The following is a 20,216-nucleotide window of genomic DNA, read 5'->3' on the forward strand; positions in this document are numbered from 1 at the left end:
CCATGGATCGTGATCAACTTATTGAAGAAATCAAAAAGCAGATTTTAGAAGAGATCAAGGGAGCAGCGTCTCCGTTGACGGATAAAATTTCTGACGAACAAAAAGCTGAAATGATGGAAATGAAAAACACCCTGGAAACTTCTGTGAAGGAGAATCCGTGGATGGCTGTGGGTATCGCAGCTCTTTGTGGCTTTATGATTGGTCGACTTATCTATCGCAGGAATGACTAACTATGATGAAATTTCTTTTGCCTCTACTTTCATTTTTGATCGGCAACGCCAAAGGTTTCATCAAAGAACCAGCGGAAGCATTCACTATTCAATTGGCTGAGCGTGTTCGCTCACTAACGACTCTATTGGTAGCGGTTATTGGATCGCTAGCACTGGGTTGCGTGGGCCTTTCGTTGTTCATTGCTTCGATTGCATCGCAATTGGATAAGAACGAAGACTTTCATGTCTCCGGCGGCATGGCTGTTTACTTGGGCCTGACTGTCATTGCGATTGGTGTTTTGATTTATTCACTTCGTAGCAAAACTTGGATGAAGAGTTTGGGCTTTGAGGAGAAACCTCAGAATGCTCCCCCACAAGGTGGAAAAAAATCTGGCGCATTGGAAAATGCGGTGGCTCTGCTGGTGATGGATTATATCGATGAGAGAAAATCTCGTCGCGATGATAAAGAACACCGTCCGTAAAAGCAGAACCTTATGAAAATAAAAAAGGCAGCCTTTGAGAGCTGCCTTTTTTTTATTTTATAAACTGTGCGCGAGAAAACTAGAAACCGTCGCCACCGTAGTAACCACCGTCGTCGTCGTATCCGCCGCCGTAGCCACCACCATCATAGTCACCGCCGCCATCGTTATCACGACGACCGCCATCTTCGTAACCACCGTTACCGTAACCGCCACCGTCGAAAGATCCGCCGTTACCGCTGCACTCGTAAGATTCTTCACGAGGATCACAGCCGTCTGCTGGAACTGCTTGAGATTGATAGAATGCTGATGCTGTGAAAGGCGCCATAAAAGCTGCCAAAACCAAAGCCAAACCAAGATTTTTCATTCGAAACCTCCCTTAAGATGCCACCTGCTTATCACATAGTTTTCAATGGGCCTACCTAAAACTCCGTAATGCAAAAAAGGTACGTCCTTACCTCGTAAAGTAAGGACGTACCTTTTGAAGACTAACATTTGATAATTTAGTTACTTAACTGGAGCCACTTCGTTTAGGAAGTTCATGAAAACCTCCCAAGAGCGTTTGTCGGCCTTTTCGTTGTAAGCGGCACCTTTGCTTGGATCATTGCCGGCTTCTTTTTGAGTGAAGGCATGAACCGCACCTGAGTATGAAATGAATTGGTAATCGATCTTGTTCGCATCCATTTCTTTTAGGAATGGCATCACTTCTGGGTTTACGCCGTTATCCAAAGCCCCGTGCAATACTAGGACTGGCGCTTTGAAGTTCTTAGCATCCGCCGGAGTTGGATTTGAAAGTGCTCCGTGGAAACTTACGAAACCCGCAGCTGGTGCACCCGCACGGCCCATCTCCAAGGCGCCTGTTCCACCGAAGCAGTAACCAATCACGACGATTTTCTTAGCATCAACCATTTTGTTTTTCTTCAAAACATTGAAAGCCGCCATCTCACGAGCGCGGAACAATTTGCGATCGCCTTTGTATTGGCCAGCAAGTTTGCCTGCCTCTTCCATCGTTGTTGGGCGAATGCCTTTTCCATAAATATCAGCGGCCAAAACCACATAGCCTTTTTCAGCGAGCATTTGAGCGCGCATTTTTTCGTTTTCAGACAAACCCATCCATTGATGAACGATCAAAACCGCCGGTCTTGGCGTTTTAACGCTGTCATCGTAGGCCATATAGCCTTCAAGAACTGTCTTGCCCTCTTTATACTCAACATTCTCTGTTTTGATTGCGGCAGAGGCAGCCGTTGTCGCTACCATTAGAATCACGCTGGAAATTATTGCTTTGATGTTCATCTCAACTCCTTTTGGTATATGACAAAAGTCTATGAGCCAGGGTCCAGGCAGTCAAAAGGCAGTCGCCAGCTGTGATAAAGAACAGCTGAGGCAACTAGCCCTGCGCGTTATAGACAGCCGCCTTCTGAGGTATGCTATTATTAGCGCAATGGAATACCACAGGCCTTGGCCACCTAAATTCTCCTCATCAATTTTACCTTTGAATAAACATCTATGACGATACTTGTAGTTCTTGTTGTTATTACGTTAACAGTCTCTTTTATTTGCTCAATGCTTGAAGCCACTTTGCTGACTTCGACATCTGCTTACATCGCGGTTATGGTTCGCGAAAACAGCCGCAGCGCTAAATTGCTTGAACACCTAAAAGAAAACCTCGACCGCCCTATTTCTGCCATCCTGACGTTGAACACACTGTCACACACTTTGGGATCCGCGGCGATTGCTTACCAAGTACAAGCTCACTATGGCGAGCACGCGGTTACGGTTGCTTCCTTTATCCTGACATTTGCGATCTTGGTTTTATCTGAAATCATTCCTAAATCTATTGGCGCTGCTCACTGGAAGGCATTGATTCCTTTCACGGCTTACACGATCCAATTGATGATCATCTGCTTATATCCACTCGTGATCATGTCCGAGTGGATTGGTCGCTTGTTCCAACGCCGTAGCGAAGAACCCGATGTTACTCGTGAAGAGATTCTGATGACTGCGGAGATGGGTGCTGAGGAAGGGACTCTGAAAGGGAAAGAATCTAACATCATCAAAAATCTTTTGATGCTAGATAAGATCTACGTTTCAGATATCATGACTCCCCGATCTGTGTTCTTTGCCTTGGATAAAGACCTGACGGTTGAGGAAGTATTTAACAAGTACAAGCCTCTGCGTTTTTCTCGTATCCCAGTTTACTCTGGAAGCCTCGATAATATCGTGGGTATGACTTATCGTTATAAAATCCACGAGGCTCTATCCAACGATCACCATGACAAAGTTGTTGGTGATATGGTGACTCCGATCTCTTCGATCCCAGAACGTATGACGGTGTCACAGGTTCTAGATTATTTTATCAAAGAGAAAGAGCACATTGCTTTGGCTGTTGATGAATACGGTATCGTAGCAGGTCTGGTGAGTTTGGAAGACGCCGTTGAAACACTTTTGGGTGTGGAAATCGTCGACGAACTGGATTCCGTTGAAGACATGCGTAAATTCGCATTGGAGCAATGGCAGCTTCGTAAGCAAAAACTTCGTAAGAGTTAATCCCCTATGAAATTCTATTATATCCCTTGTCCTGATCAAAAGTGTGCTGAAACGATTGCTCGCACACTTTTACAGGAAAAACTTATCGGATGCGCGAATGTGATTCCAGGAATGACTTCGATGTACTGGTGGGAAGGGAAAATAGAAACAAGCTCCGAGTATATTCTGATCCTTAAAACTCTTGAAAGCTCTGACGCAGGTAAAAATTTAGAATCCCGCGTGACAGAGCTTCATCCCTACGACGTGCCGTGCGTGATGGCTCTGGATGTCGCATCAATCAACGATTCTTTTAAAAACTGGCTTGAACAAAGTCTTAAATAAATCCAAAGTATTCTTCCGAAGGCTATAGTTAGACCGGAGGAAATCATGACTCGCTCAGAACTCGCAAAAAAAATCTACGACGTTGCTCACTTAACTGGGGAATTTAAACTTCGCTCAGGACAAATCTCTAACGAGTACTTTGATAAATATCGTTTTGAAGCTCAACCCACTTTGCTTCGTGAAATCGCCAAGCAAATGGTTCCATTGATCCCGCCGGGCACGGAAGTGTTGGCTGGTCTTGAAATGGGTGGCATCCCTATCGCAACAGCATTGTCACTAGAAACAGGCATCCCTTGTGCTTTCGTTCGCAAAGAAGCGAAGGAATACGGCACATGCCAATTCGCTGAGGGTTTGGATCTAAAAGGTAAAAAAGTTTTGGTGATCGAAGACGTTGTTACAACGGGTGGTCAGGTTGTTTTGTCGACAGCGGATTTGCGCAGCATCGGTGCAGTTGTTTCTCACGTATTGTGCGTGATTCACCGTGGCCCCCAATTCCCTGAGCCAAAATTGACAGAGATCGACGTGACGTTGTCTCCGCTATTTAAAAAATCTGATTTTAATTAATATCCGGTATTTTTAGAAGGTCTCTGGCAGATAAGGCTGGAGACTTCATCGGGCGCTTTCCTTCCCAGCCAAAAACAGCGCGAACCGTTTCTTGTGAATCTAAGGGCATATTCCGGTTTCCCACCATCCAAAGATGCTGCTTGAACAAAAGCATTAACGGCTTGATCGGTCGCAAAGATTTATCGTTCAATGCGAGCGCCTTCTGAGCTTCGCTAACAATCATCGGGCGTGTTGCCCAAACATCGATGCGATTTGCGTGGAGCTTCAAAAGATTGGCATTGTCATCGGCCAAGGCTTCTACTCTGCGCGACCATCCCATGTGTCGGCGCACCTCTGCCTCCCGCGCACTGCCACCTTGGACACCGACTCGATATTTCTTTAAATCCGCCAAAGACTTGATTTCAATTTTTGGATTTACGGCATAAAGCCAGCACTCGACTTCTGAAAAGCTCATAACCCAATTAAATTTCTTTTCTCTTTCAATAGTTCGATCGAAGGCAAAAAATAAACCCTGAGGGTTTTTATCCAGCCACAGCAAGGCTCTTTTATAGGGAAGCCAGATGACTTCAAACGCATCGGCTTTACCCGAGCTAGCTATCGCATCGGCCACGACCTTGCCATAAACTCCGGCAAGTCCCTGAAAGCCTTCCGTGGATTTTACAATCAAAGGGGGATTTTCAAAGGTGTAGATTTGAATTTTCTTGGACGGACTCGCGTTGGCGGCAAGCGCGATCAAGAACAGCGGCACAACCGCAACCCAGCGCCAGACTTTACAAGAAGGTTCCATCTAGGAAATCCCCACTCGTCATCGTTGGAGGTTTCATCAAACGCTTCGTGCCCCAACCGAACACGGACTCGACGGTGTTACGATCTTTGTCTGACATCTCTTTGTTCGCGACCAGCCACAGGCTTTGCGAGAAAAGCTTTTTGAGTGCATGGATCTCTCGAGGTTTACCGCCATTGGTTTTTAAAAGTCTTTGCGCTTCGGCCATTACTGATGGATGTGTCGCCCAGACATCAATTCTCCCCGCCTGAAGTTTACGATAATTGGCAATGTCTTCTATGGTTCCTTCGACTCGGGCGTTCTTGCCGGCATGCTTACGCAGCTCAAGCTCCCTAGCACTTCCTGCTAGGACTCCGACGCGATACTGGGCAATTTGATTGTAGTCTTCAATTTTGATTTTAGGGTCCACCGCATACAGCCAGCAATCAACCTCTGCCATGTGCATGACCCAATTGAATCGATACTCGCGATCGAAGGTGCGAGTGAAGGGAAAGAATAGCCCACGAGGATTTTTCTCTACCTCAACCAGCGCCCGCTTCCAGGGAACCCAGACAATTTCAAACTCGTTTTGTTTTCCAGCTTTTTTTATTGAAGCAGCGATTTGCTTGCCGTACTCGCCCGACAAGCCATCAAGGCCCTCGGATGTTTTGATAACATTCGGAGGGCTTTCGACAGTATAAATGACGATTCTTGAATGCGCGCTGAGCGAAGTCAGCAACACTAGAATCAGCACATAAATAGACATGGTTTATTTATAGTGCCGACAGAAACTTAAAACACTTTACTTTTCAGCAACAACGTAAGCGATCCAGGATTCGCAAGCTTCACCATGGTCTACACGAGTGAAGTTTCCGTCACCGGAACCATCTTTGGCAGTGCCTTCCCAGTACACGTGGCTTTTGCTAAATCCCACTTCGTGCATGATTTCGCGGATCTCAGAGATGCTCCACAGACGCCAATCGTACGTGAAGACCTGTTCGATCTTTTTGCCATTTACACGGAAGTGAATATGAAAGACCGCATTGTTACTGATCGGATCAAAGTTTGTCTGATCCCAGTAGTATGTGAAATCTTTGTGTTTCATACGGTCTTCGATTGCGTCGTAACATTGACTGCCACCGAACACATCGACCAAGAAGATACCGTCTTTGTTCAACGTCTTATAGGCGTTGGCAAAGTAGTTTTTCAGCATCCATCTTTGTTTAAAGCAGAAGTATGAAAAGTTCATCGCAGCGATGATGTCGGCTTTCTCCAAGCCTGGATCCATCACATTGCCTTCGATGACTTTCATACGCTTTTGTTGGTCTGCTCTTAACTTAGACAAGTAGTGAGTTTTACCATAGGCAATTGGTTCTGGATCTAAATCCACTCCAACTGCTTGGTGTTTTGGATCAAGCTTGATCCACTCAGTAGACAAAGCAAATGTCCCGCAGAAGTCTTCACGGAAAATTCGTGGCGTTTTTTTCTTAAGCTCCTTATATGTATCACGGATGAACACAACATCGCTTTCAGCCGACTGCACCGCTTTGTGGTACAGCTCGTACTTGTCGAACTGTGTTTTACCGCGTTTCTTAGAAACCTTACGACGAACTTTCTTTCTGTGACCGACTCCCTTCATGACTACGGAACCTCTGCAACGATCTCGCGGATCGCTGTTTCGATGTCGTGGTGTTGAGGAACAGAGTTTTTCTCTAGGTTTGGATGCAAACCGATACCTGGCAAGTTTTTACCTGCTAGTACTCTCGGACGCGCCATCAATGAGTAGAAACACTCTTGAGTTGTTCTGTAAGCCAAATGCTCACCAAAGTTTGTAACCTCAGTGTCTTCGTTCACGAACAATACGCGACCTGTTTTTTCGATAGACGATTTAATCATCTGCCAGTCGTATGGATAGATAGAACGAAGATCGATCACTTCAACAGAGATGCCCTCGTCAGCCAATTTCTTAGCGACTTCGTCACATAGGTGCACCATGCGGCTATAGGTAACTACAGTGATGTGCTCACCCTCGTGAGTGATCTTACCTTTACCGATTGGTACGATGTACTTTTCAAGTTCAGGCCATTTCGCTTTCCAACCTTGGGAATTTTGAACTGGCTTATCGATCATTGATTTCAAAGTTTTTTCGTCCGCTGGTTCACCTGGAATCAACTCGTCACCTTTGTGGCGCATAAGAGCTTTTGATTTTAGGTAAAGAACCGGATTTGGATCTTCGATAGCTGCCAACATCAAACCGTAAGCGTCTAGAGGGTTCGATGGCATTACGATCTTCCAACCCGGCAAACGAGATGCCCAAGCGTCGAAAGAGTGAGAGTGGTAAACGGAACCAAAGATCCCTGCGCCCACCGGAGTCATCACAACCATTGGCAATTGAACTTGGCCATTCGTACACCACAAAGTGTTACCGGCAATTTTCAAAAGATCGATCGTATTGAAGATATAATCTGCGAACTGGATTTCAGCCACGCACTTATCACCTGTCATCGCGATACCCATCGCCATGCTGATGATACCACGCTCGTCCAGTGGAGTGTTCCATGCAGTTTTTAGACCTTGAGTCGCCGTGAATACGCCACCTAGTGGAGCGCCCACGTCTTGACCGAAGATGTCTTTAACGCCCATGTTTGTTTCACCGTAGTGAAGGGCCATTCTGATTGCTTGAGCTACGCTTGCCATTAGAATTTTCTCCAATCAGCATTTTCATTATTTACGAAGACATGATCCCAAACTGTGTCAGATGCAGGACCTGCCTCTGCACGAGCTTGTTCTTGAGCTTTCACGCCCTCTTCCTCGTATAGTTCCCAGATTTTTGCAGCCGATTTTTCAGTTAAGATACCAGCAGCGATCAATTTTTCTTGGAACTTGTAAACCGGATCGAAAAGATCTGTTTTACGGTTTGCACCGTCAGCAGATGAGTGACCGTACAAGCGAGTTGTTTTTACTTCTAGGAAAGATGGCTTACCCGTTTTGCGGATGTAGTCCATTTCTTCTTTCAAAGCGATATATGTTTCAACTGGGTTTGTACCATCGATCACGCGTGAGCGGATGTTGAAAGCTTTTGCACGGTCAGCGATGTGTGTTTCACCGTGTTGGCCCTCGTACGGAGTTGAAATACCGTAACCGTTATTTTGCACAGTGATCAACACTGGCAATTCTTGGCCTTTACGAGATGACCATACCAAGCATGTTGCGAATTCGCCCTCTGCCGTACCAGCGTCACCGCCCGTCACGATAGAGATAGATTTGTGACCCGCACGTTTTTGCGCGTGAGCAGTTCCGCAAGCAATTGGGTATTGAACTTCGATAGGAGAAGTTACAGGAGCTACGTTCCACTGAGGGAAGCAATAGTGACCTGCGAAGTTACGACCACCAGTTGAAGGATCTGTCGCACGATTCATCATCAAACGAACCGCTTCGATCATTGGCATACCAAGAGCCACCATCGTTGGAGTACAACGGTAGTGAAGATGGAACCAATCGTGTTCAAGGCCTTTACCTTTGCGAGCTAGCAAACCGAGCGGAACCCCGAAAGCTTCCTCACCTGGGCCGCCGATCCAGAAGTAACCTTCACCGGCTTTGTAGATTTTGATAACACGTTCTTCAAGAACGCGAGATTTGACCATCAGGTCGTGCATGCTCAACAAAAGTTCTTCAGACAAGCCACCGAAATCAGATTTTTTCGGAACAGCTTTTTTAGAAGACTTTGCAGCGGATTTTGTAGCTGTTTTTGCCGGTGCTTTTGCTTTCGCAGAAGCAGGTTTTTTGGCAGCTGCTTTTACAGTGGTCTTTTTAGACATGTATTCAGTTCTCCACGGTTTTTAGTCACATAAATCAAGGCCCCTATCTAAGCGAGAACAGGTCAAAAAGTCTGCCTTTTTCACTCTAATTGACGCGTCACAATGAGATACTCAACATTGATTCAATAATCTAGGGCTTAAATGGAGTTATTGGAGGACGTTATGGCTTATAGATTTGAATCCAGTCGCGTTTATGAATCGGTTGTTGAAAACCAAAGAATAGTCTCTGTAAAAAGTGCCCAAAATAAAAGCATGCAAGAGATCAATCAGGCAATTTGGGAGCTTGGTAAAAAAGCGGATGAGTATGCTCAGGCAAGCAGCTTGTGGGCCTCTAAAGCTTTTGAAGCCGCTCTGAAAGCAAAACAGGTGTTTGCAAAATAGCTATTGAGGAAAGGCCGCTACCAAATCAAAAACATTTTTGTACTGATCGGGGTCTGTCACCGTGTATTTAGTCGCACCATAATTGAAGGTGAAAACTCCGTTTTCGGCTTTGGCTTGGAAGGATCCGGCAGAGCAACTAAAGGACGTCGCCGTACGGGATTTCTGCGTGTAAGAACTGGTAAAGCAGTCCTTGATCGAAGAAATCATCATCATACCCGATCCCGAAGTTTTTGAACTCAGTTGTTTTTGCAGACTCTTTACTTTATCAGCCACACATTTTTGACTGACGGGCGCACCTTCTGCCAAGGACGTGCAATTTTGATTGGCCTTGCAGGTTCCTGTTTTTTCATCAAAGACACCGCCGAAACTCACACAAGCACTTTTCAGAGCACCTTGGTAACTGTTGCTATCACTGCCCGTGCATTGGGAAATTGTTCTTAATTGATCGACCGAAATCGGAAACGAGATTTTCTGTGTTCTAATATCCTCGCCTGCCACCTGCATCGGGCGATTGAAAACAATTTCCAAATTCGCACTTAGCGGAAAAGTCTCTGAGGGTGACGAAAACGTGTGAGCCTTAAAGCTCTCCCAGCTTTCATCGGTGGCATACAGACGCAATGATTTGACGTTGTGGCTAGTTTGCTCAAGCACCATTCCTTTTTTGATAACATCCAGTCCATTGCCATCCTGAACATTCGTAATCGACAAAACACCATTGGAATCCATTAGCTTACCCTTAAACGAGGCATCACAAGATTTACGTGTAAAAATACTGACCATGGTATTTGTGATTAAGTCAGCCTCACTCAACTTATGCGAAGTCGACGAATTCGATTTATTGGTGATACTTAAAACCGTGACCAATCCCAATGACACCAGGACAATCAACGCCATCGACGCCAAAACCTCGATCAGAGAAAATCCTTTTTGATTCTGGATCATTTATCCCCCACCGTGATTTTCGTTAAGCTATCCGTTTGATACTTAGTCACCAGATCATAAAGATACTTGGCCAAGACCGGATCAGTTAAAGAGTATGACGTAGCTCCCTGCCGATAAATAAACTCTGTCGGTGTCGCAGAAAATGTCGTACTGCCTAAAACACAAGATGTATTGTTGGCGGCAATCGTTGCTCCCTGCGAGTCAGACAAGCAAGCTTTGATGGTTTTGTGAATTTCCGCTTTAGGCTTTTGGGTCGTTGTTGTCGCGGAACCAATGTCCTTCACTTGATTCGATAAATTATCCGTTAACTTATCAAAACATTCTTTTGAAACCACCGAGTCAGCGACCAGATTGTCGCAGTCCTGCTTAAAGTTACATTGCGAAGCTGCTTCATCGAAAGTACCGCCCAATTGCTCGCAGGCCTCTTTCTGCGCGTCTGTCATCAGAGCTGCTTGCGATGACAAACATCCATCCACAGCACCCGCCGCATTTAGATACACCGGAATAGAAACTGCCAAAGAGCTGTCTTTAGAAGAGATCTGATCTTTCTGTCGTTCAAGCTCAACATCGATGTCGATGTTCGCAATATAGGTATTTGTACCCAAAGATGCCTTAGCCGCTTGAAAATCATTCCAGTTTTGATCTCTAATTTTCGCTGAAACAGATTTCACTAACAAATTCTTAGAAGTAGATTTCACACCCGGAGCAATCATCGGTTTGTTCGTCATATCCACAAAGCTTGTCAAAGCAGACAAACCATCCGCATTGAAAGTAATGCCTTTAAAATTTTTCTCGCAGATGTCTGGTTTATTTAAGCTAGTTTGCCAAGCCATATTAAGATTCACGGCAGAGTTTCGCATCTCTACTAAATTGGCGCCTTTGAAAGACGTTTGAAATATTGCGCCCATCGCACCGACTATCAGTGAAACGAGCGCGAAACTTACGAGCACTTCAATTAACGTGTAGCCTGCTCTATTTGTCATATTTAGGTTTTCTCACCTTTACCGATAATTCTATCAACAGGATGTGGTGTATGAAAACTGTTTCAAGACAGCATCGTTTTGTAAGCAATGAGAATGGTTCCGTGATTATCAGTATTCTTGTTCTATCGACAGTGATGCTAGTGTTCGGTCTGGGGTTGATGACGTCGCTAAATGATTCATTCAACTTAAATACATTCGCACACACCAAGGTCAGCCAAATGAAGATGGAAGGCATGGTGAAGTCTGCTCTGCAAAATGGCGAGTCTTGTAATAAGAATTTTACTGACTCAGTCTTAGATAAAGATGGTCGAATTACACTTACGCAGTTGCAAGGCAAGTCAGGGGAACAGTTACTCGCTGTGAACCAGACTCTGGGAACAAAAGATCTGCAAGTGAAGGACATCTCCATCAATACAGAATCAGCAGAGTGGTTGGCTTACCAAGCGGCTAAGGCTTCAGCCACTGTGCCGATCCCCTTGGAATCAAAACTTCGCATTCGCTATCAAAAATTAAAAACGGCGATGGGCTCAAAACAATCCTTCACTGACATCCCCGTTCATTTCTTAGTGGATAAAAATCAAAAGATCTCGGTTTGCGATACGTCGGATTCGACGGGGCAAACTCTGTGCCTGCAATTAGGTGGCGTCTTTGATACTGCTAATAAAAAATGCCAGTTTAATAACTGTGCAAATCTACCAGATGGATCTTTGCCATCAGGTGCTTGCGTAAAAGATCAACTCTCTGACATTCAAAAAAATATCACCACCGCCGTCGAAGCCGAGCAACAGCTCGCGACCAAGGAAGCTCCGATGCCCGAGACACCGACTCTGCCAGCTTCCTCAAAGTCAGAACCCTCTGCCTGGAAGAACTGGTCAAGCATGGTAAAGTCTTGCGTGCAAACTCCGCAGGGTGCTCAATTCTCAGGAACGACATTGAGCTGTCAACTGGGCTCCTTTAGTATTACGGCCAACGCTACTTCCGTCCAGATGTCAGCGGGTGCAATGTCGTATACGGGAGGTCCTGACGATTCCGTATTCATCATGGATCAAGTCCGGGGCTACATTCTATCCTACTTGGCTGCGACTCAGTGACCTGCTAACCTAGGTACATGATCCACACATATCCCACTCTGGTATCTTCACTCAAAATCATGGTCGAACTTTTAAAGTATTCGGCGATCATTTTAGGAGCGGGATTCATTCTGCATCACTTCTCGGGATTCCTGCGCGTGAAACTGTCTGAAACTTTTGGTCAGCACGCCTTCAATCTTATCTTTGCTCCTGGAATTATGATTCATGAGATCAGTCATGCCGTGGCTGCGTTTCTATTTTTACATCAAATCGAAGACATCAAACTGTTCGACTGGAAAGCAAAAGATGGCTCCCATGGACAGGTCATCAGTCGTCCCCGCTCTTTGCCTTCGGTTTTTAAAATCTGGATTAAAATGGGTGAGCTTTTTATCGGCATCGCTCCGCTAATCGTGGGGCCTCTGCTTTGCGCTGTGGTTTTCTATTTTTGGATTCCAGGTGGAAGACTATTTGTGCAGAATCCCCGCTTCGTTAATTTCCCAGGGTTTTCTTGGGGCCTTGTTGCTTGGTTTTATTTAGTGGTCGCCGTGTTTTCACAAATGGAATTGAGCGATGCTGACTTAAAGGGAACCTGGAAAGGTTATCTGTGGATTTCACTTTGCACTTTTGTGGGTGCGCTTTGCTACTTCAAAATTCGTAGCTTTTAACTCCAGTCGGCGTAATCAACAATTACTTCAAAAGCAATTTGTGAAATATAAAAACAGGCGGCACAATCAATCTATGAAAAAAGCTTTGGTTTTATCAGCGGTTGTATTTGCCTTTTCGATTTTCTCATCCTTTACTCTGGCTCAGGAAACAAAACCTGATCACCAAGTTCCAGAAACTTGCTTTGGTGAAGTAAAGCAATACTGCGAGGCAGAGCCAAATCCTTCTGCTCGCATGCAGTGCTTGATGAAAAACTTTAAAAACCTGACTTATCCATGTCAGCAGGAAATCAATCGTATCGTCAGAGCTGTTGAACAAGCTCAAGCCCAATCAGACAATTTGATTTCTCCCAATGCTCTGACATCTTTGAATCCACCATTCGCGGTGCTCTCGATTGATGGCCGCCACAGCCCAGGTGACAATCAACAAACAGATGGCAGAGTTGCTTTGTCAGTTCCTGTTGTTAAAACAAATCAGCATATGCTGACTTTGAAAGCTGCTAGCGGAATTGTTTCTTTCGAAGAACCACTTCCTCTATCTGATACTGCGACAGTGCCAAAAACTCTTTACAAAGCTGAAGCTGGTGCCCAGTACTCAAGACAACTTCCAGGATTCAGAAACTACTCCATTTCCTCAACGATCGGTTACACAGGCGATCAGACGATGAAAAATGCGACGTTCAGTATTCTTGCGAATTACGGAGCACCGACAGCGTCTGGTGCATTCCTAATGTGGAACTTGTTCATCTCGAACAACAGCCCGCTTGGTAACTTCGTTCCAATTCCAGGTATCATGTACATGTACAAAACGCCGACGTTCACGGGGCTATTCGGTATTCCGGCGATTTCATTGCAATGGACGCCGTCTCCGGAGCAAGCTTACTCGTTCTCATTCCTAGGTCCGACAGCTAATGTGGAAGCAGCCTACGGTCGCGTTTCTTTCTTGCAAACATATGTTGCTGCGAACTGGTCTACACAAAGCTACATCCTAGAAAACCGTGTCGACGATAAAGACCGTTTGTACTTAGAGGAAAAGAAAGTTGGACTTGGTATTCGCTCGTTTGTGTTTGGCAGAGCCCAGGCACAGCTTGAAGGTGGATACGCTTTTGATAGAGCCGCATATTCTGGTGATGGAATCAGAAATATGAAAGAGGGTTCAAAAAAGATGAGTGACGCCACATACGTAGCGTTGTCGATCAAAGCAGGTTTCTAATATCCACCTGCATTAGATTTTCAAAAGTGAATCATTTGGAAACCCAATTGAAAGCCACTTGGAAACCAATTTCCCCATCTTTTGTCAGCAAGAGTTAGTGGTGCTAAGCTCTCCCCCACAAAAGGAGAACTTAGCAATGAAATCACTTCTGCTAACTGCAGCTTTGACTTTGGCAACTAGCGCGAGCTTCGCGGCAACTCACACAATCAAAATGTTGAATAACGGCAAAGAAGGCATCATGGTTTTCGAACCTGCTTTCTTGAAGGCTAACAAAGGCGACACAATTAAATTTGTGCCTACAGATGCTGCTCATGACGTAACGTCTGTATCTATTCCTAAAGGTGCAAAATCTTGGAAGGGCGCTATCGGTAAAGAAGTTACTACTAAAGTAACTGAAGAAGGCGTTTACCTTTACGAATGTACTGCTCACTTGCCAATGGCAATGATCGGTGTGATCCAAGTTGGTAAACCAACAAACTTGGAAGACGTAAAAAAAGCTGGCAAAGAGATGCTTCCTAAATTCGCGATGAATAAAGAGCGTCTTGATAAGTATTTGAACCAAGTTAAGTAATTGTTAGATGAAGCACTTCGACCAAAACGTCGCTAATCTTTATGACTCGGATATTCGAAAGCGTATTCCGGGTTATGATCTCTTGCAAGAATTGATCAGCGCTGTTCTAGATGTCGAAGTGCCCACTTCTGCCCGCATGTTAGTAGTTGGCTCCGGTACCGGAGAGGAAATAATCCGCGTTGCCAGCCGCTATTCCGGGTGGAAGATCGATGGTGTTGAGCCATCTGCAGAGATGAATAGAATCGCCGCAGAGAAAACTGGCATCTATAAATCACAGAATCACATTCGCCTGCACGAAACAAAGATTGAAGACTACCCATTGACTGAGGGGTATGATGTGGCCTTGTCTGTCTTTATCTCGCATTTTATCCCCGACGATGGACGCAAACAGCAGTTCTTCCAAAAGATCGCGGATCACTTAAAACCCGGCGCACCTTTTATTTTCGCAGATATGATGAAACAGAATGATTCCGTTGGAGAAAAGTTCATCGCCAACAATTACTTCTGGGCGAAAACTCAAGGCATGGAAATGTCAAAACTTAAAGAACTCCCGGATCGCCTGCGCAACCTCTTCCAACCAACAACCGAAGATCGTATAAAAATGATTTTATCCCAAGTAGGCCTGCGCTTCGAAGGACGCTTCGTACAAAGCCTGGGCTACAGCGGTTACGTCACTCGTAAAATTTAATTTTTGAATACAAGATTTAGATACTGCTTCAAAGACTCTGAATAGTACTGCTCAGCCGTTGGATCAAAGATCGCGTAGGCGACGACTTCGGCGAAGCCTTCGAATTGGTTGGTCATTCCGTAGAGTGTAGGAAAGCCGTATTGGCGGCCTAGCTCGCGGTCTAAGGCATAGGCCTCAACCACACGTTTTTCTTTCATCAGATTCATGACTTCTTGAAATTGGACTTTGACTTGATTGTAGTCTACGCCCAGGATCACGGCTTCTTTGCCGTTGTATCCCCAGCCAGCTGCTTTTTCATAAACTTCTAAAGAGAACGCGTGATTTGTGGCGATATCAAAGTCATGCATCAGCTCATGCAGGATATTAATCTGTTTGCGATCCACCTTTGCGTAAGGGTCCATGAACGGAGTGCCGGTAAAAAAGGAGTCTGTAACACCGATCACGTTGGTGACGGGATTCACCCATAGGAAGGCTTTTTCAGCAGAACGTACGAACTCCACACGACGGAATTGCGGGTTGTTATACCAGCGGGCTGAATGGGACACGCGGTGGATTTTGGTAATCCCATTTTTTTGAATGGTCTTAAGGATACCCTCTAAACGAGGATCATTGATCTTAGCAAGGTAGCCTCCGACGATCGCTTTTTCTTGCTCTGTCCAAGGCTTAAACTGAACTGCTTCGCAGAAGCTATGATGAGGAAACTTGTCCTGACACTGAAAAGAATCAGCGAAAGTCATGATATCCAATGCTGACAAAGCCTCGGAATTTGCGGCTCCGGCGCTTAAGGAAGTTAGCAATGCAAAGATACCAATTATCACTCTAATCATCATAGGTCCCAACCCCCTTTCTCCTCTTCAAAAACCGCTCCTCCCCCAGGAGAATTCAAGAAGTTTTGAAGTTTAAAATACCGTCAAAAGCTTAGACAGAGACGCTTTTCGCGTTAAGTTCCATTTTTATGTGTCGTTAAGAGGGGCATGAAAACATTTGCACACACCCTTACTTTGATGGCTCTGGTTTCCTTAACTGGTGCGGGTTGCGCGAAGATGACGTTTTCACCCGTTTTAGATAACGCATCTCTTGCGACACCAACACCCTCACCTACTCCGGGACCGAAGCTCCCAGATTATACTTATTCTTCAGTGGTAAAAGCTGGAAATAAGCAAGTCGACTTCCTCTTGGTGATGGATGATTCCAACTCGATGCTTGCGGATCTTAAAAAGCTCGCAGCATCTATGAATGCCTTCATGATGTCTCTAGAATCCAGTCAAATTGACTGGCAAATGTGCTTAACTACGACACGCGCCTTAGCGGACTCTCAAGGTGTTTACCACTGGGGTATGCCCCTGACGTGGGCGCAATACTCTCCCGCAGTTGGAACATCTCCATGGGTTCTTAAAAAAGGCACAGCGGATATGCACAACATCTTTAATGCCACGGTTGATAGCTTACAAATCGGTGGCGGCGCCTCCGGTGACGAGCGCGGTATTAAATCAACCTATGCAAGCTTCCAAAATGTCGGAAGTGGCTGCTACCGCGACGGCGCTGCTAAATCAGTGATTTTGATCTCTGACGAAGACGAGCGCTCCGTGGGTGGTGACGCTTCTAAAGTTAAGGCAAAGGATAACCCAACAGCTTACCAACCACTTGAGGCAGACGACCAACCAGCGAACCTAGTGGCTTTAACTAAGACTGTCTTTGGTGAAGATGTGCGCTTTACCTTTAACTCGATTATCGTAAAACCGGGTGATGTGACTTGCGAAGCGACTCAAGATTTAGATACATCCCCAAGTCACATGGGCTATGTGTATAACCAGCTCTCAACGTTGACTGACGGTGGCGTGGGCAGCATCTGCGAGGCTAATTTCGCAGACAACTTGAATACCTTTAAAGATAAAATTATCAACTCCCTCTCACAGATCAGCTTGGAATGCGACCCTGATCAACAGACATTGAGCGTGGCCGTGGATGGCCAAATCATCACGAATTACTCTGTGAGTGGGAATGTCCTTCACTTCGCGGCTCCCTTAACAGAAGGCACGAAGTTGGATTTAAGTTACGACTGCAAATAGCTACATAAAGACATTGGAACAACTGCGACCGAAGCCGTTGTTCTTTTCCAGAAGGAGCTTGAAACTATCAGCTCCTTCTTTTTTGAACATCTTCTCGGAATCTTCGTTTCTGCTTTGCAAAGTGACGCCCGTTTTTAAGCGAACCTCTTCAACGAAGCTATCCATAACCATTTTCGTGATTCCCGCAGATTCTCGATAAGCGATGACTTCATCAGGAAAAATGATCAGAGGAACCAAGCGTTCGATCTCCTGCTGGTAAGATGACATCATATTCGGAAGCATGCGGCGCTTATCCACGCGCACGGCTAAGATACCACCGCCAGACTTACCCTGCTCCTGAGCACGACCGACAAATCCAATCGCCACTTCCGGAGCCGAGGTGAATGAAACAAAACTAGAAGCCCTTGGGTCTCCTGCATGACGTGATAGCTGAGTCGTCAAAAGAGTCGTCGCATGAAAGCTTGTCTCGCCATTTTTAACACGGTTTGTACTTAACGAACGCAAACGACGAGTGTAGCTGCCTTGATTCTTAGTAAGTACCGTCGAAAAGAATCCCAGTCTCTCAGAACCATCTGCCATGCGAAGTCGTTGCACCTTGTCTGTTGAATAGTCTACACCACGAACCATGACTTCCGAGTTCTTCATATCCGGAAACTCGATGGCTTCAATCCAACCTTTCCACGTCGCTTTTTCAAAGGGCTCCATCATCTCCCAAGGCATATAGGCTTCCAGCATGCGAGCCACTCCCTTACGATCATTACGCAGAATCAAATCATTCAGTTTTTGCTCCTGAGCTTCCAGGGAATTCAAAACACCCTCAGCCACTCTTTTCTTCTGCATTTTTCTTTCACGGGTTTTAGTCTCTGCTTGGGCCTCTTTGATCAAGGTAACTACGTCTTGATACTGCGAGCGGATCTTATCCTCTTGCGCCTCTAACTCCGGGACAAGATTGTACAGACCCAACGCACCCACAACTATTTGTCGAGATGTCGGATTTGTCGAATACATCAACTCAAGCATTCTGATTTCTGCTTGAGCACCCTTACTGCCGCGTTCGGCATTGTATTGCAATTCTAATAGCATGTAACCCAAAGCCGGCCCCTTCGCCATTTGCACCACATAAGTCATGGCTGGCACCATGAGCTCCGGACTTGTCAGGGCTTTCGGATCGACACGTAATACATACTGTGGACCGAATTCAGTCATCTCAGCTTTAACTTCTGCATGATTTTTTAACTCCACATCAACTTTTTCGATGCGCAGCCGATTCGAGGCATTGATCTTATTGGCAAAAGCATCCAGCTGGTAATCCACCAACTCATTGGCAAACGAAAACAACGGCATGCCGACCACAAGTATTGTGGTCGCGAACTGTTGAATCCATCTGGATGTTTTTAAGCGTCTCATCGCCGTGTCTTTCATTAGTTAAAAACCTTAGAACACATATTTATAATCTGAACTGGAACTTCCAATTGGCGCTTGAAGGCTTCGCCTCCCGCTTTGGTAAATCGTTCCTCTGCCATGCTGCCACTTTGTTCAACCAAAGTGATTCCCGTTTTAGCTTTGACTTCTTCAACAACGGACTCGATCACGCGAGCACTGTCTTCGTAGCGTAAGACCTCTTTATAAGAGACCACTTCATCAGGGAATATTATCAACGGAGCCAGGTATTCAATCTCTCCCGCAAGGCCCGAGCTCATATTCGGAAACAAGCGACGACTGTCCATACGCACAGCCAGAACACCACCACCGGCTTCTACGGATTTCTTTTTAAATTTAGGTCCACCGACAAAACCCGATGCCACCTGAGGATCCAGAGTAAAAGAGATAAAGCTGGAAGCTCTTGGGTCCGCCGAGTGATTCCAGTACTGATTCGTTAATAGCTTGGCCGCTGATGAATCCGACATATCGTTCTGCTCACGATTCGTCGTCAAAGATCTTAAGCGACGAGTGTAACTGCCTTGGTTTTTAGTCAGAACAGTTGAAAAGAATCCTAAGCGTTCAGTGCCATCAGCCAATTTCAATCTTTGAACCTTGTCAGTTTCATAATCCACACCACGAACAGCGACCATGGTGTTATTCCAGTCAGGTGTACGAATAGCCTCGACCCACTGTCTCCACACTTTCGCTTCAAACGCGTCCATCACATCCCAAGGCAAATAAGCCTCAAGCATCTTAGCCACGCCAGCGCGGTCATTGCGAACGACCAAATCATTAAGTTTTAACTCTTGAGCCTCCCACGCATCGAGTGCGCGAGTTTCAGAGCGTTCTTTTTGAAGTTTACGATCTTTAGCACGAACTTCTTTAAAAGCTTTTTCGCGAGCTTGCTTAGTAGCTTCCTTCTCGGCCTCATAATTCGCCATTAAAGCATCTACTTTTGCATCAAGGCCATCTGTCGCATTCACTAAGAAAGACTTCGCAAATTTCACTGAATTTGGAGAGTGAGAAAAACGGACTTCGTTAAATGCCAAATCAGCCTGCGCAGCCCTGCTCCCTTGAGCCGCATTATAGAAAAGCTCCATACGGCCATAGCTACTAGAAAGATTCATATGAACCGTCAAAACAAAAGCCATAGGACGAACTAATAACTCTGGCTTGGCTTCCGCCACAGAATCATAGCGAATAACATAGGTAGGACGAGAGTTCTCTAAGACCATAGTAACGTCTGCGTGCTTACCATCAGGCAAAGATGAAACCTTCTCAACCTTCACCGTCTTAGAATATTTATTAATATGGGCTATGAAACCAGAAAGCCCGGCTTGAACCTCAGCGACTCCAGCATTAGCGATAGCAGCTCCAAATACAGCCACCATGACGACAACCGTCACCACTCTGCCAATAACCTTTGCAGCCAAAGCCAGCCTACTCATAGCTATTCCCTTTAGAGATAAAAATCCAACTCACACATCTCTAAAAGCAATCAGCATTCCCGAATT

The 20,216-nt window shown here is 45.5% G+C and carries 24 protein-coding genes; 12 read left to right on the forward strand and 12 right to left on the reverse strand.

The genetic code is table 11. The features are described from left to right. The first annotated feature begins 2 nt into the window (after nucleotides 1–2). Together ACLVWP_RS14460 and ACLVWP_RS14465 are read left to right on the forward strand one after the other, a co-directional pair. Nucleotides 3–230, forward strand: a complete 228-nt coding sequence (locus ACLVWP_RS14460) for a glycine zipper domain-containing protein (RefSeq protein WP_413558235.1) — start codon at nucleotides 3–5, stop codon at nucleotides 228–230. A 2-nt stretch (nucleotides 231–232) separates the two neighbouring features. Then, nucleotides 233–691 (forward strand): hypothetical protein, encoded by a 459-nt coding sequence (locus tag ACLVWP_RS14465; protein WP_413558236.1) that lies wholly within the window; start codon nucleotides 233–235, stop codon nucleotides 689–691. Nucleotides 692–770: 79 nt separating this feature from the next. Here the strand turns inward: ACLVWP_RS14465 and ACLVWP_RS14470 are convergent, their stop codons facing one another. Both ACLVWP_RS14470 and ACLVWP_RS14475 read right to left on the reverse strand, forming a co-directional pair. Continuing rightward, nucleotides 771–1,055 (reverse strand): hypothetical protein, encoded by a 285-nt coding sequence (locus ACLVWP_RS14470; RefSeq protein ID WP_413558238.1) that lies wholly within the window; start codon nucleotides 1,053–1,055, stop codon nucleotides 771–773. Between the two features lie 140 nt (nucleotides 1,056–1,195). After that, complete coding sequence (locus tag ACLVWP_RS14475; protein ID WP_413558240.1) at nucleotides 1,196–1,981, reverse strand: dienelactone hydrolase family protein; 786 nt, start codon at nucleotides 1,979–1,981, stop codon at nucleotides 1,196–1,198. Nucleotides 1,982–2,194: 213 nt separating this feature from the next. On the opposite strand from ACLVWP_RS14475, the gene ACLVWP_RS14480 reads away from it, so the two are divergent. From ACLVWP_RS14480 to pyrE, 3 genes are read left to right on the forward strand one after another with little or no spacing between them, the layout of a single operon-like run. Continuing rightward, nucleotides 2,195–3,235, forward strand: a complete 1,041-nt coding sequence (locus ACLVWP_RS14480; protein ID WP_413558241.1) for a CNNM domain-containing protein — start codon at nucleotides 2,195–2,197, stop codon at nucleotides 3,233–3,235. Nucleotides 3,236–3,241: 6 nt separating this feature from the next. After that, the gene (cutA, locus tag ACLVWP_RS14485; RefSeq protein WP_413558243.1) at nucleotides 3,242–3,556 is read left to right on the forward strand and encodes a divalent-cation tolerance protein CutA; all 315 of its coding nucleotides are present in this window, start codon (nucleotides 3,242–3,244) and stop codon (nucleotides 3,554–3,556) included. Between the two features lie 45 nt (nucleotides 3,557–3,601). Then, nucleotides 3,602–4,120, forward strand: coding sequence for an orotate phosphoribosyltransferase (pyrE, locus tag ACLVWP_RS14490; protein ID WP_413558245.1), 519 nt, complete (start codon nucleotides 3,602–3,604; stop codon nucleotides 4,118–4,120). Here pyrE and ACLVWP_RS14495 read toward each other — a convergent pair. Genes ACLVWP_RS14495 through ACLVWP_RS14515 form a run of 5 tightly spaced genes read right to left on the reverse strand, consistent with a single transcriptional unit; the run spans nucleotide 4,113 to nucleotide 8,701 of the window. After that, nucleotides 4,113–4,907 carry a substrate-binding periplasmic protein gene (locus ACLVWP_RS14495; RefSeq protein ID WP_413558246.1) on the reverse strand — a complete coding sequence of 265 codons (795 nt, stop codon included), beginning with the start codon at nucleotides 4,905–4,907 and terminating at the stop codon, nucleotides 4,113–4,115. The two genes, pyrE and ACLVWP_RS14495, sit on opposite strands and share 8 nt — an antisense overlap. Beyond that, the gene (locus ACLVWP_RS14500; RefSeq protein WP_413558247.1) at nucleotides 4,891–5,649 is read right to left on the reverse strand and encodes a substrate-binding periplasmic protein; all 759 of its coding nucleotides are present in this window, start codon (nucleotides 5,647–5,649) and stop codon (nucleotides 4,891–4,893) included. Before ACLVWP_RS14500 ends, ACLVWP_RS14495 begins: the two co-directional genes overlap by 17 nt. 36 nt (nucleotides 5,650–5,685) lie before the next feature. Further along, entirely contained in the window at nucleotides 5,686–6,522 is an 837-nt protein-coding gene (locus ACLVWP_RS14505) for a class I SAM-dependent methyltransferase (protein ID WP_413558249.1), read from the reverse strand. Nucleotides 6,523–6,524: 2 nt separating this feature from the next. Further along, a complete protein-coding gene (locus ACLVWP_RS14510) occupies nucleotides 6,525–7,580 on the reverse strand; it encodes an alpha-ketoacid dehydrogenase subunit beta (protein ID WP_413558251.1) in 1,056 nt (351 codons plus the stop codon). Beyond that, nucleotides 7,580–8,701, reverse strand: a complete 1,122-nt coding sequence (locus ACLVWP_RS14515) for a thiamine pyrophosphate-dependent dehydrogenase E1 component subunit alpha (RefSeq protein ID WP_413558252.1) — start codon at nucleotides 8,699–8,701, stop codon at nucleotides 7,580–7,582. The genes ACLVWP_RS14510 and ACLVWP_RS14515 overlap by 1 nt, the downstream gene beginning before the upstream one ends. A gap of 162 nt (nucleotides 8,702–8,863) precedes the next feature. Here ACLVWP_RS14515 and ACLVWP_RS14520 point away from each other — a divergent pair, with 162 nt between their 5' ends. Further along, nucleotides 8,864–9,082, forward strand: a complete 219-nt coding sequence (locus ACLVWP_RS14520) for a hypothetical protein (RefSeq protein WP_413558253.1) — start codon at nucleotides 8,864–8,866, stop codon at nucleotides 9,080–9,082. Here ACLVWP_RS14520 and ACLVWP_RS14525 read toward each other — a convergent pair whose 3' ends face one another. Then, nucleotides 9,083–10,024 carry a type IV pilus modification PilV family protein gene (locus ACLVWP_RS14525; protein ID WP_413558254.1) on the reverse strand — a complete coding sequence of 314 codons (942 nt, stop codon included), beginning with the start codon at nucleotides 10,022–10,024 and terminating at the stop codon, nucleotides 9,083–9,085. It lies immediately after the preceding gene. Further along, nucleotides 10,021–11,007: a type II secretion system protein gene (locus tag ACLVWP_RS14530; protein WP_413558255.1), complete on the reverse strand. Its 987-nt coding sequence runs from the start codon at nucleotides 11,005–11,007 to the stop codon at nucleotides 10,021–10,023. The genes ACLVWP_RS14525 and ACLVWP_RS14530 overlap by 4 nt, the downstream gene beginning before the upstream one ends. 50 nt (nucleotides 11,008–11,057) lie before the next feature. Here ACLVWP_RS14530 and ACLVWP_RS14535 point away from each other — a divergent pair, with 50 nt between their 5' ends. From ACLVWP_RS14535 to ACLVWP_RS14555, 5 genes are all read left to right on the forward strand, one after another. Then, a complete protein-coding gene (locus tag ACLVWP_RS14535; RefSeq protein ID WP_413558256.1) occupies nucleotides 11,058–12,098 on the forward strand; it encodes a hypothetical protein in 1,041 nt (346 codons plus the stop codon). 17 nt (nucleotides 12,099–12,115) lie between these two features. Continuing rightward, a complete protein-coding gene (locus tag ACLVWP_RS14540) occupies nucleotides 12,116–12,742 on the forward strand; it encodes a hypothetical protein (protein WP_413558257.1) in 627 nt (208 codons plus the stop codon). 73 nt (nucleotides 12,743–12,815) lie between these two features. Then, entirely contained in the window at nucleotides 12,816–13,952 is a 1,137-nt protein-coding gene (locus ACLVWP_RS14545) for a hypothetical protein (protein ID WP_413558258.1), read from the forward strand. Nucleotides 13,953–14,088: 136 nt separating this feature from the next. Continuing rightward, complete coding sequence (locus tag ACLVWP_RS14550; protein ID WP_413558259.1) at nucleotides 14,089–14,523, forward strand: pseudoazurin; 435 nt, start codon at nucleotides 14,089–14,091, stop codon at nucleotides 14,521–14,523. A 7-nt stretch (nucleotides 14,524–14,530) separates the two neighbouring features. Continuing rightward, nucleotides 14,531–15,211 carry a class I SAM-dependent methyltransferase gene (locus tag ACLVWP_RS14555; RefSeq protein WP_413558260.1) on the forward strand — a complete coding sequence of 227 codons (681 nt, stop codon included), beginning with the start codon at nucleotides 14,531–14,533 and terminating at the stop codon, nucleotides 15,209–15,211. Here ACLVWP_RS14555 and ACLVWP_RS14560 read toward each other — a convergent pair. Further along, nucleotides 15,208–16,041 (reverse strand): hypothetical protein, encoded by an 834-nt coding sequence (locus ACLVWP_RS14560; protein ID WP_413558262.1) that lies wholly within the window; start codon nucleotides 16,039–16,041, stop codon nucleotides 15,208–15,210. The two genes, ACLVWP_RS14555 and ACLVWP_RS14560, sit on opposite strands and share 4 nt — an antisense overlap. A gap of 144 nt (nucleotides 16,042–16,185) precedes the next feature. Between ACLVWP_RS14560 and ACLVWP_RS14565 the strand changes: the two genes are divergently transcribed. Then, the gene (locus tag ACLVWP_RS14565; protein ID WP_413558263.1) at nucleotides 16,186–17,280 is read left to right on the forward strand and encodes a hypothetical protein; all 1,095 of its coding nucleotides are present in this window, start codon (nucleotides 16,186–16,188) and stop codon (nucleotides 17,278–17,280) included. Here the strand turns inward: ACLVWP_RS14565 and ACLVWP_RS14570 are convergent, their stop codons facing one another. Next, nucleotides 17,281–18,687, reverse strand: a complete 1,407-nt coding sequence (locus ACLVWP_RS14570) for a hypothetical protein (RefSeq protein ID WP_413558264.1) — start codon at nucleotides 18,685–18,687, stop codon at nucleotides 17,281–17,283. 14 nt (nucleotides 18,688–18,701) lie between these two features. Beyond that, complete coding sequence (locus ACLVWP_RS14575) at nucleotides 18,702–20,150, reverse strand: hypothetical protein (protein ID WP_413558265.1); 1,449 nt, start codon at nucleotides 20,148–20,150, stop codon at nucleotides 18,702–18,704. Nucleotides 20,151–20,216: the final 66 nt, after the last annotated feature.

It is taken from the genome of Bdellovibrio sp. HCB209, assembly GCF_047306065.1.
Taxonomy (GTDB): Bacteria; Bdellovibrionota; Bdellovibrionia; order Bdellovibrionales; family Bdellovibrionaceae; genus Bdellovibrio.

Bases quoted from the DNA above. Each gene is read 5' to 3' on its own strand.
- ACLVWP_RS14520 (WP_413558253.1), top strand. From the start codon at position 8,864: ATGGCTTATAGATTTGAATCCAGTCGCGTTTATGAATCGGTTGTTGAA.
- ACLVWP_RS14530 (WP_413558255.1), bottom strand. From the start codon at position 11,007: ATGACAAATAGAGCAGGCTACACGTTAATTGAAGTGCTCGTAAGTTTC.
- ACLVWP_RS14500 (WP_413558247.1), bottom strand. From the start codon at position 5,649: ATGTCTATTTATGTGCTGATTCTAGTGTTGCTGACTTCGCTCAGCGCG.
- ACLVWP_RS14510 (WP_413558251.1), bottom strand. From the start codon at position 7,580: ATGGCAAGCGTAGCTCAAGCAATCAGAATGGCCCTTCACTACGGTGAA.
- ACLVWP_RS14515 (WP_413558252.1), bottom strand. From the start codon at position 8,701: ATGTCTAAAAAGACCACTGTAAAAGCAGCTGCCAAAAAACCTGCTTCT.
- ACLVWP_RS14555 (WP_413558260.1), top strand. From the start codon at position 14,531: ATGAAGCACTTCGACCAAAACGTCGCTAATCTTTATGACTCGGATATT.
- ACLVWP_RS14495 (WP_413558246.1), bottom strand. From the start codon at position 4,907: ATGGAACCTTCTTGTAAAGTCTGGCGCTGGGTTGCGGTTGTGCCGCTG.
- ACLVWP_RS14480 (WP_413558241.1), top strand. From the start codon at position 2,195: ATGACGATACTTGTAGTTCTTGTTGTTATTACGTTAACAGTCTCTTTT.
- ACLVWP_RS14575 (WP_413558265.1), bottom strand. From the start codon at position 20,150: ATGAGTAGGCTGGCTTTGGCTGCAAAGGTTATTGGCAGAGTGGTGACG.
- ACLVWP_RS14565 (WP_413558263.1), top strand. From the start codon at position 16,186: ATGAAAACATTTGCACACACCCTTACTTTGATGGCTCTGGTTTCCTTA.
- ACLVWP_RS14475 (WP_413558240.1), bottom strand. From the start codon at position 1,981: ATGAACATCAAAGCAATAATTTCCAGCGTGATTCTAATGGTAGCGACA.
- ACLVWP_RS14465 (WP_413558236.1), top strand. From the start codon at position 233: ATGATGAAATTTCTTTTGCCTCTACTTTCATTTTTGATCGGCAACGCC.
- ACLVWP_RS14505 (WP_413558249.1), bottom strand. From the start codon at position 6,522: ATGAAGGGAGTCGGTCACAGAAAGAAAGTTCGTCGTAAGGTTTCTAAG.
- ACLVWP_RS14550 (WP_413558259.1), top strand. From the start codon at position 14,089: ATGAAATCACTTCTGCTAACTGCAGCTTTGACTTTGGCAACTAGCGCG.
- ACLVWP_RS14570 (WP_413558264.1), bottom strand. From the start codon at position 18,687: ATGAGACGCTTAAAAACATCCAGATGGATTCAACAGTTCGCGACCACA.
- ACLVWP_RS14560 (WP_413558262.1), bottom strand. From the start codon at position 16,041: ATGATGATTAGAGTGATAATTGGTATCTTTGCATTGCTAACTTCCTTA.
- ACLVWP_RS14460 (WP_413558235.1), top strand. From the start codon at position 3: ATGGATCGTGATCAACTTATTGAAGAAATCAAAAAGCAGATTTTAGAA.
- ACLVWP_RS14540 (WP_413558257.1), top strand. From the start codon at position 12,116: ATGATCCACACATATCCCACTCTGGTATCTTCACTCAAAATCATGGTC.
- ACLVWP_RS14525 (WP_413558254.1), bottom strand. From the start codon at position 10,024: ATGATCCAGAATCAAAAAGGATTTTCTCTGATCGAGGTTTTGGCGTCG.
- ACLVWP_RS14470 (WP_413558238.1), bottom strand. From the start codon at position 1,055: ATGAAAAATCTTGGTTTGGCTTTGGTTTTGGCAGCTTTTATGGCGCCT.
- ACLVWP_RS14545 (WP_413558258.1), top strand. From the start codon at position 12,816: ATGAAAAAAGCTTTGGTTTTATCAGCGGTTGTATTTGCCTTTTCGATT.
- pyrE (WP_413558245.1), top strand. From the start codon at position 3,602: ATGACTCGCTCAGAACTCGCAAAAAAAATCTACGACGTTGCTCACTTA.
- cutA (WP_413558243.1), top strand. From the start codon at position 3,242: ATGAAATTCTATTATATCCCTTGTCCTGATCAAAAGTGTGCTGAAACG.
- ACLVWP_RS14535 (WP_413558256.1), top strand. From the start codon at position 11,058: ATGAAAACTGTTTCAAGACAGCATCGTTTTGTAAGCAATGAGAATGGT.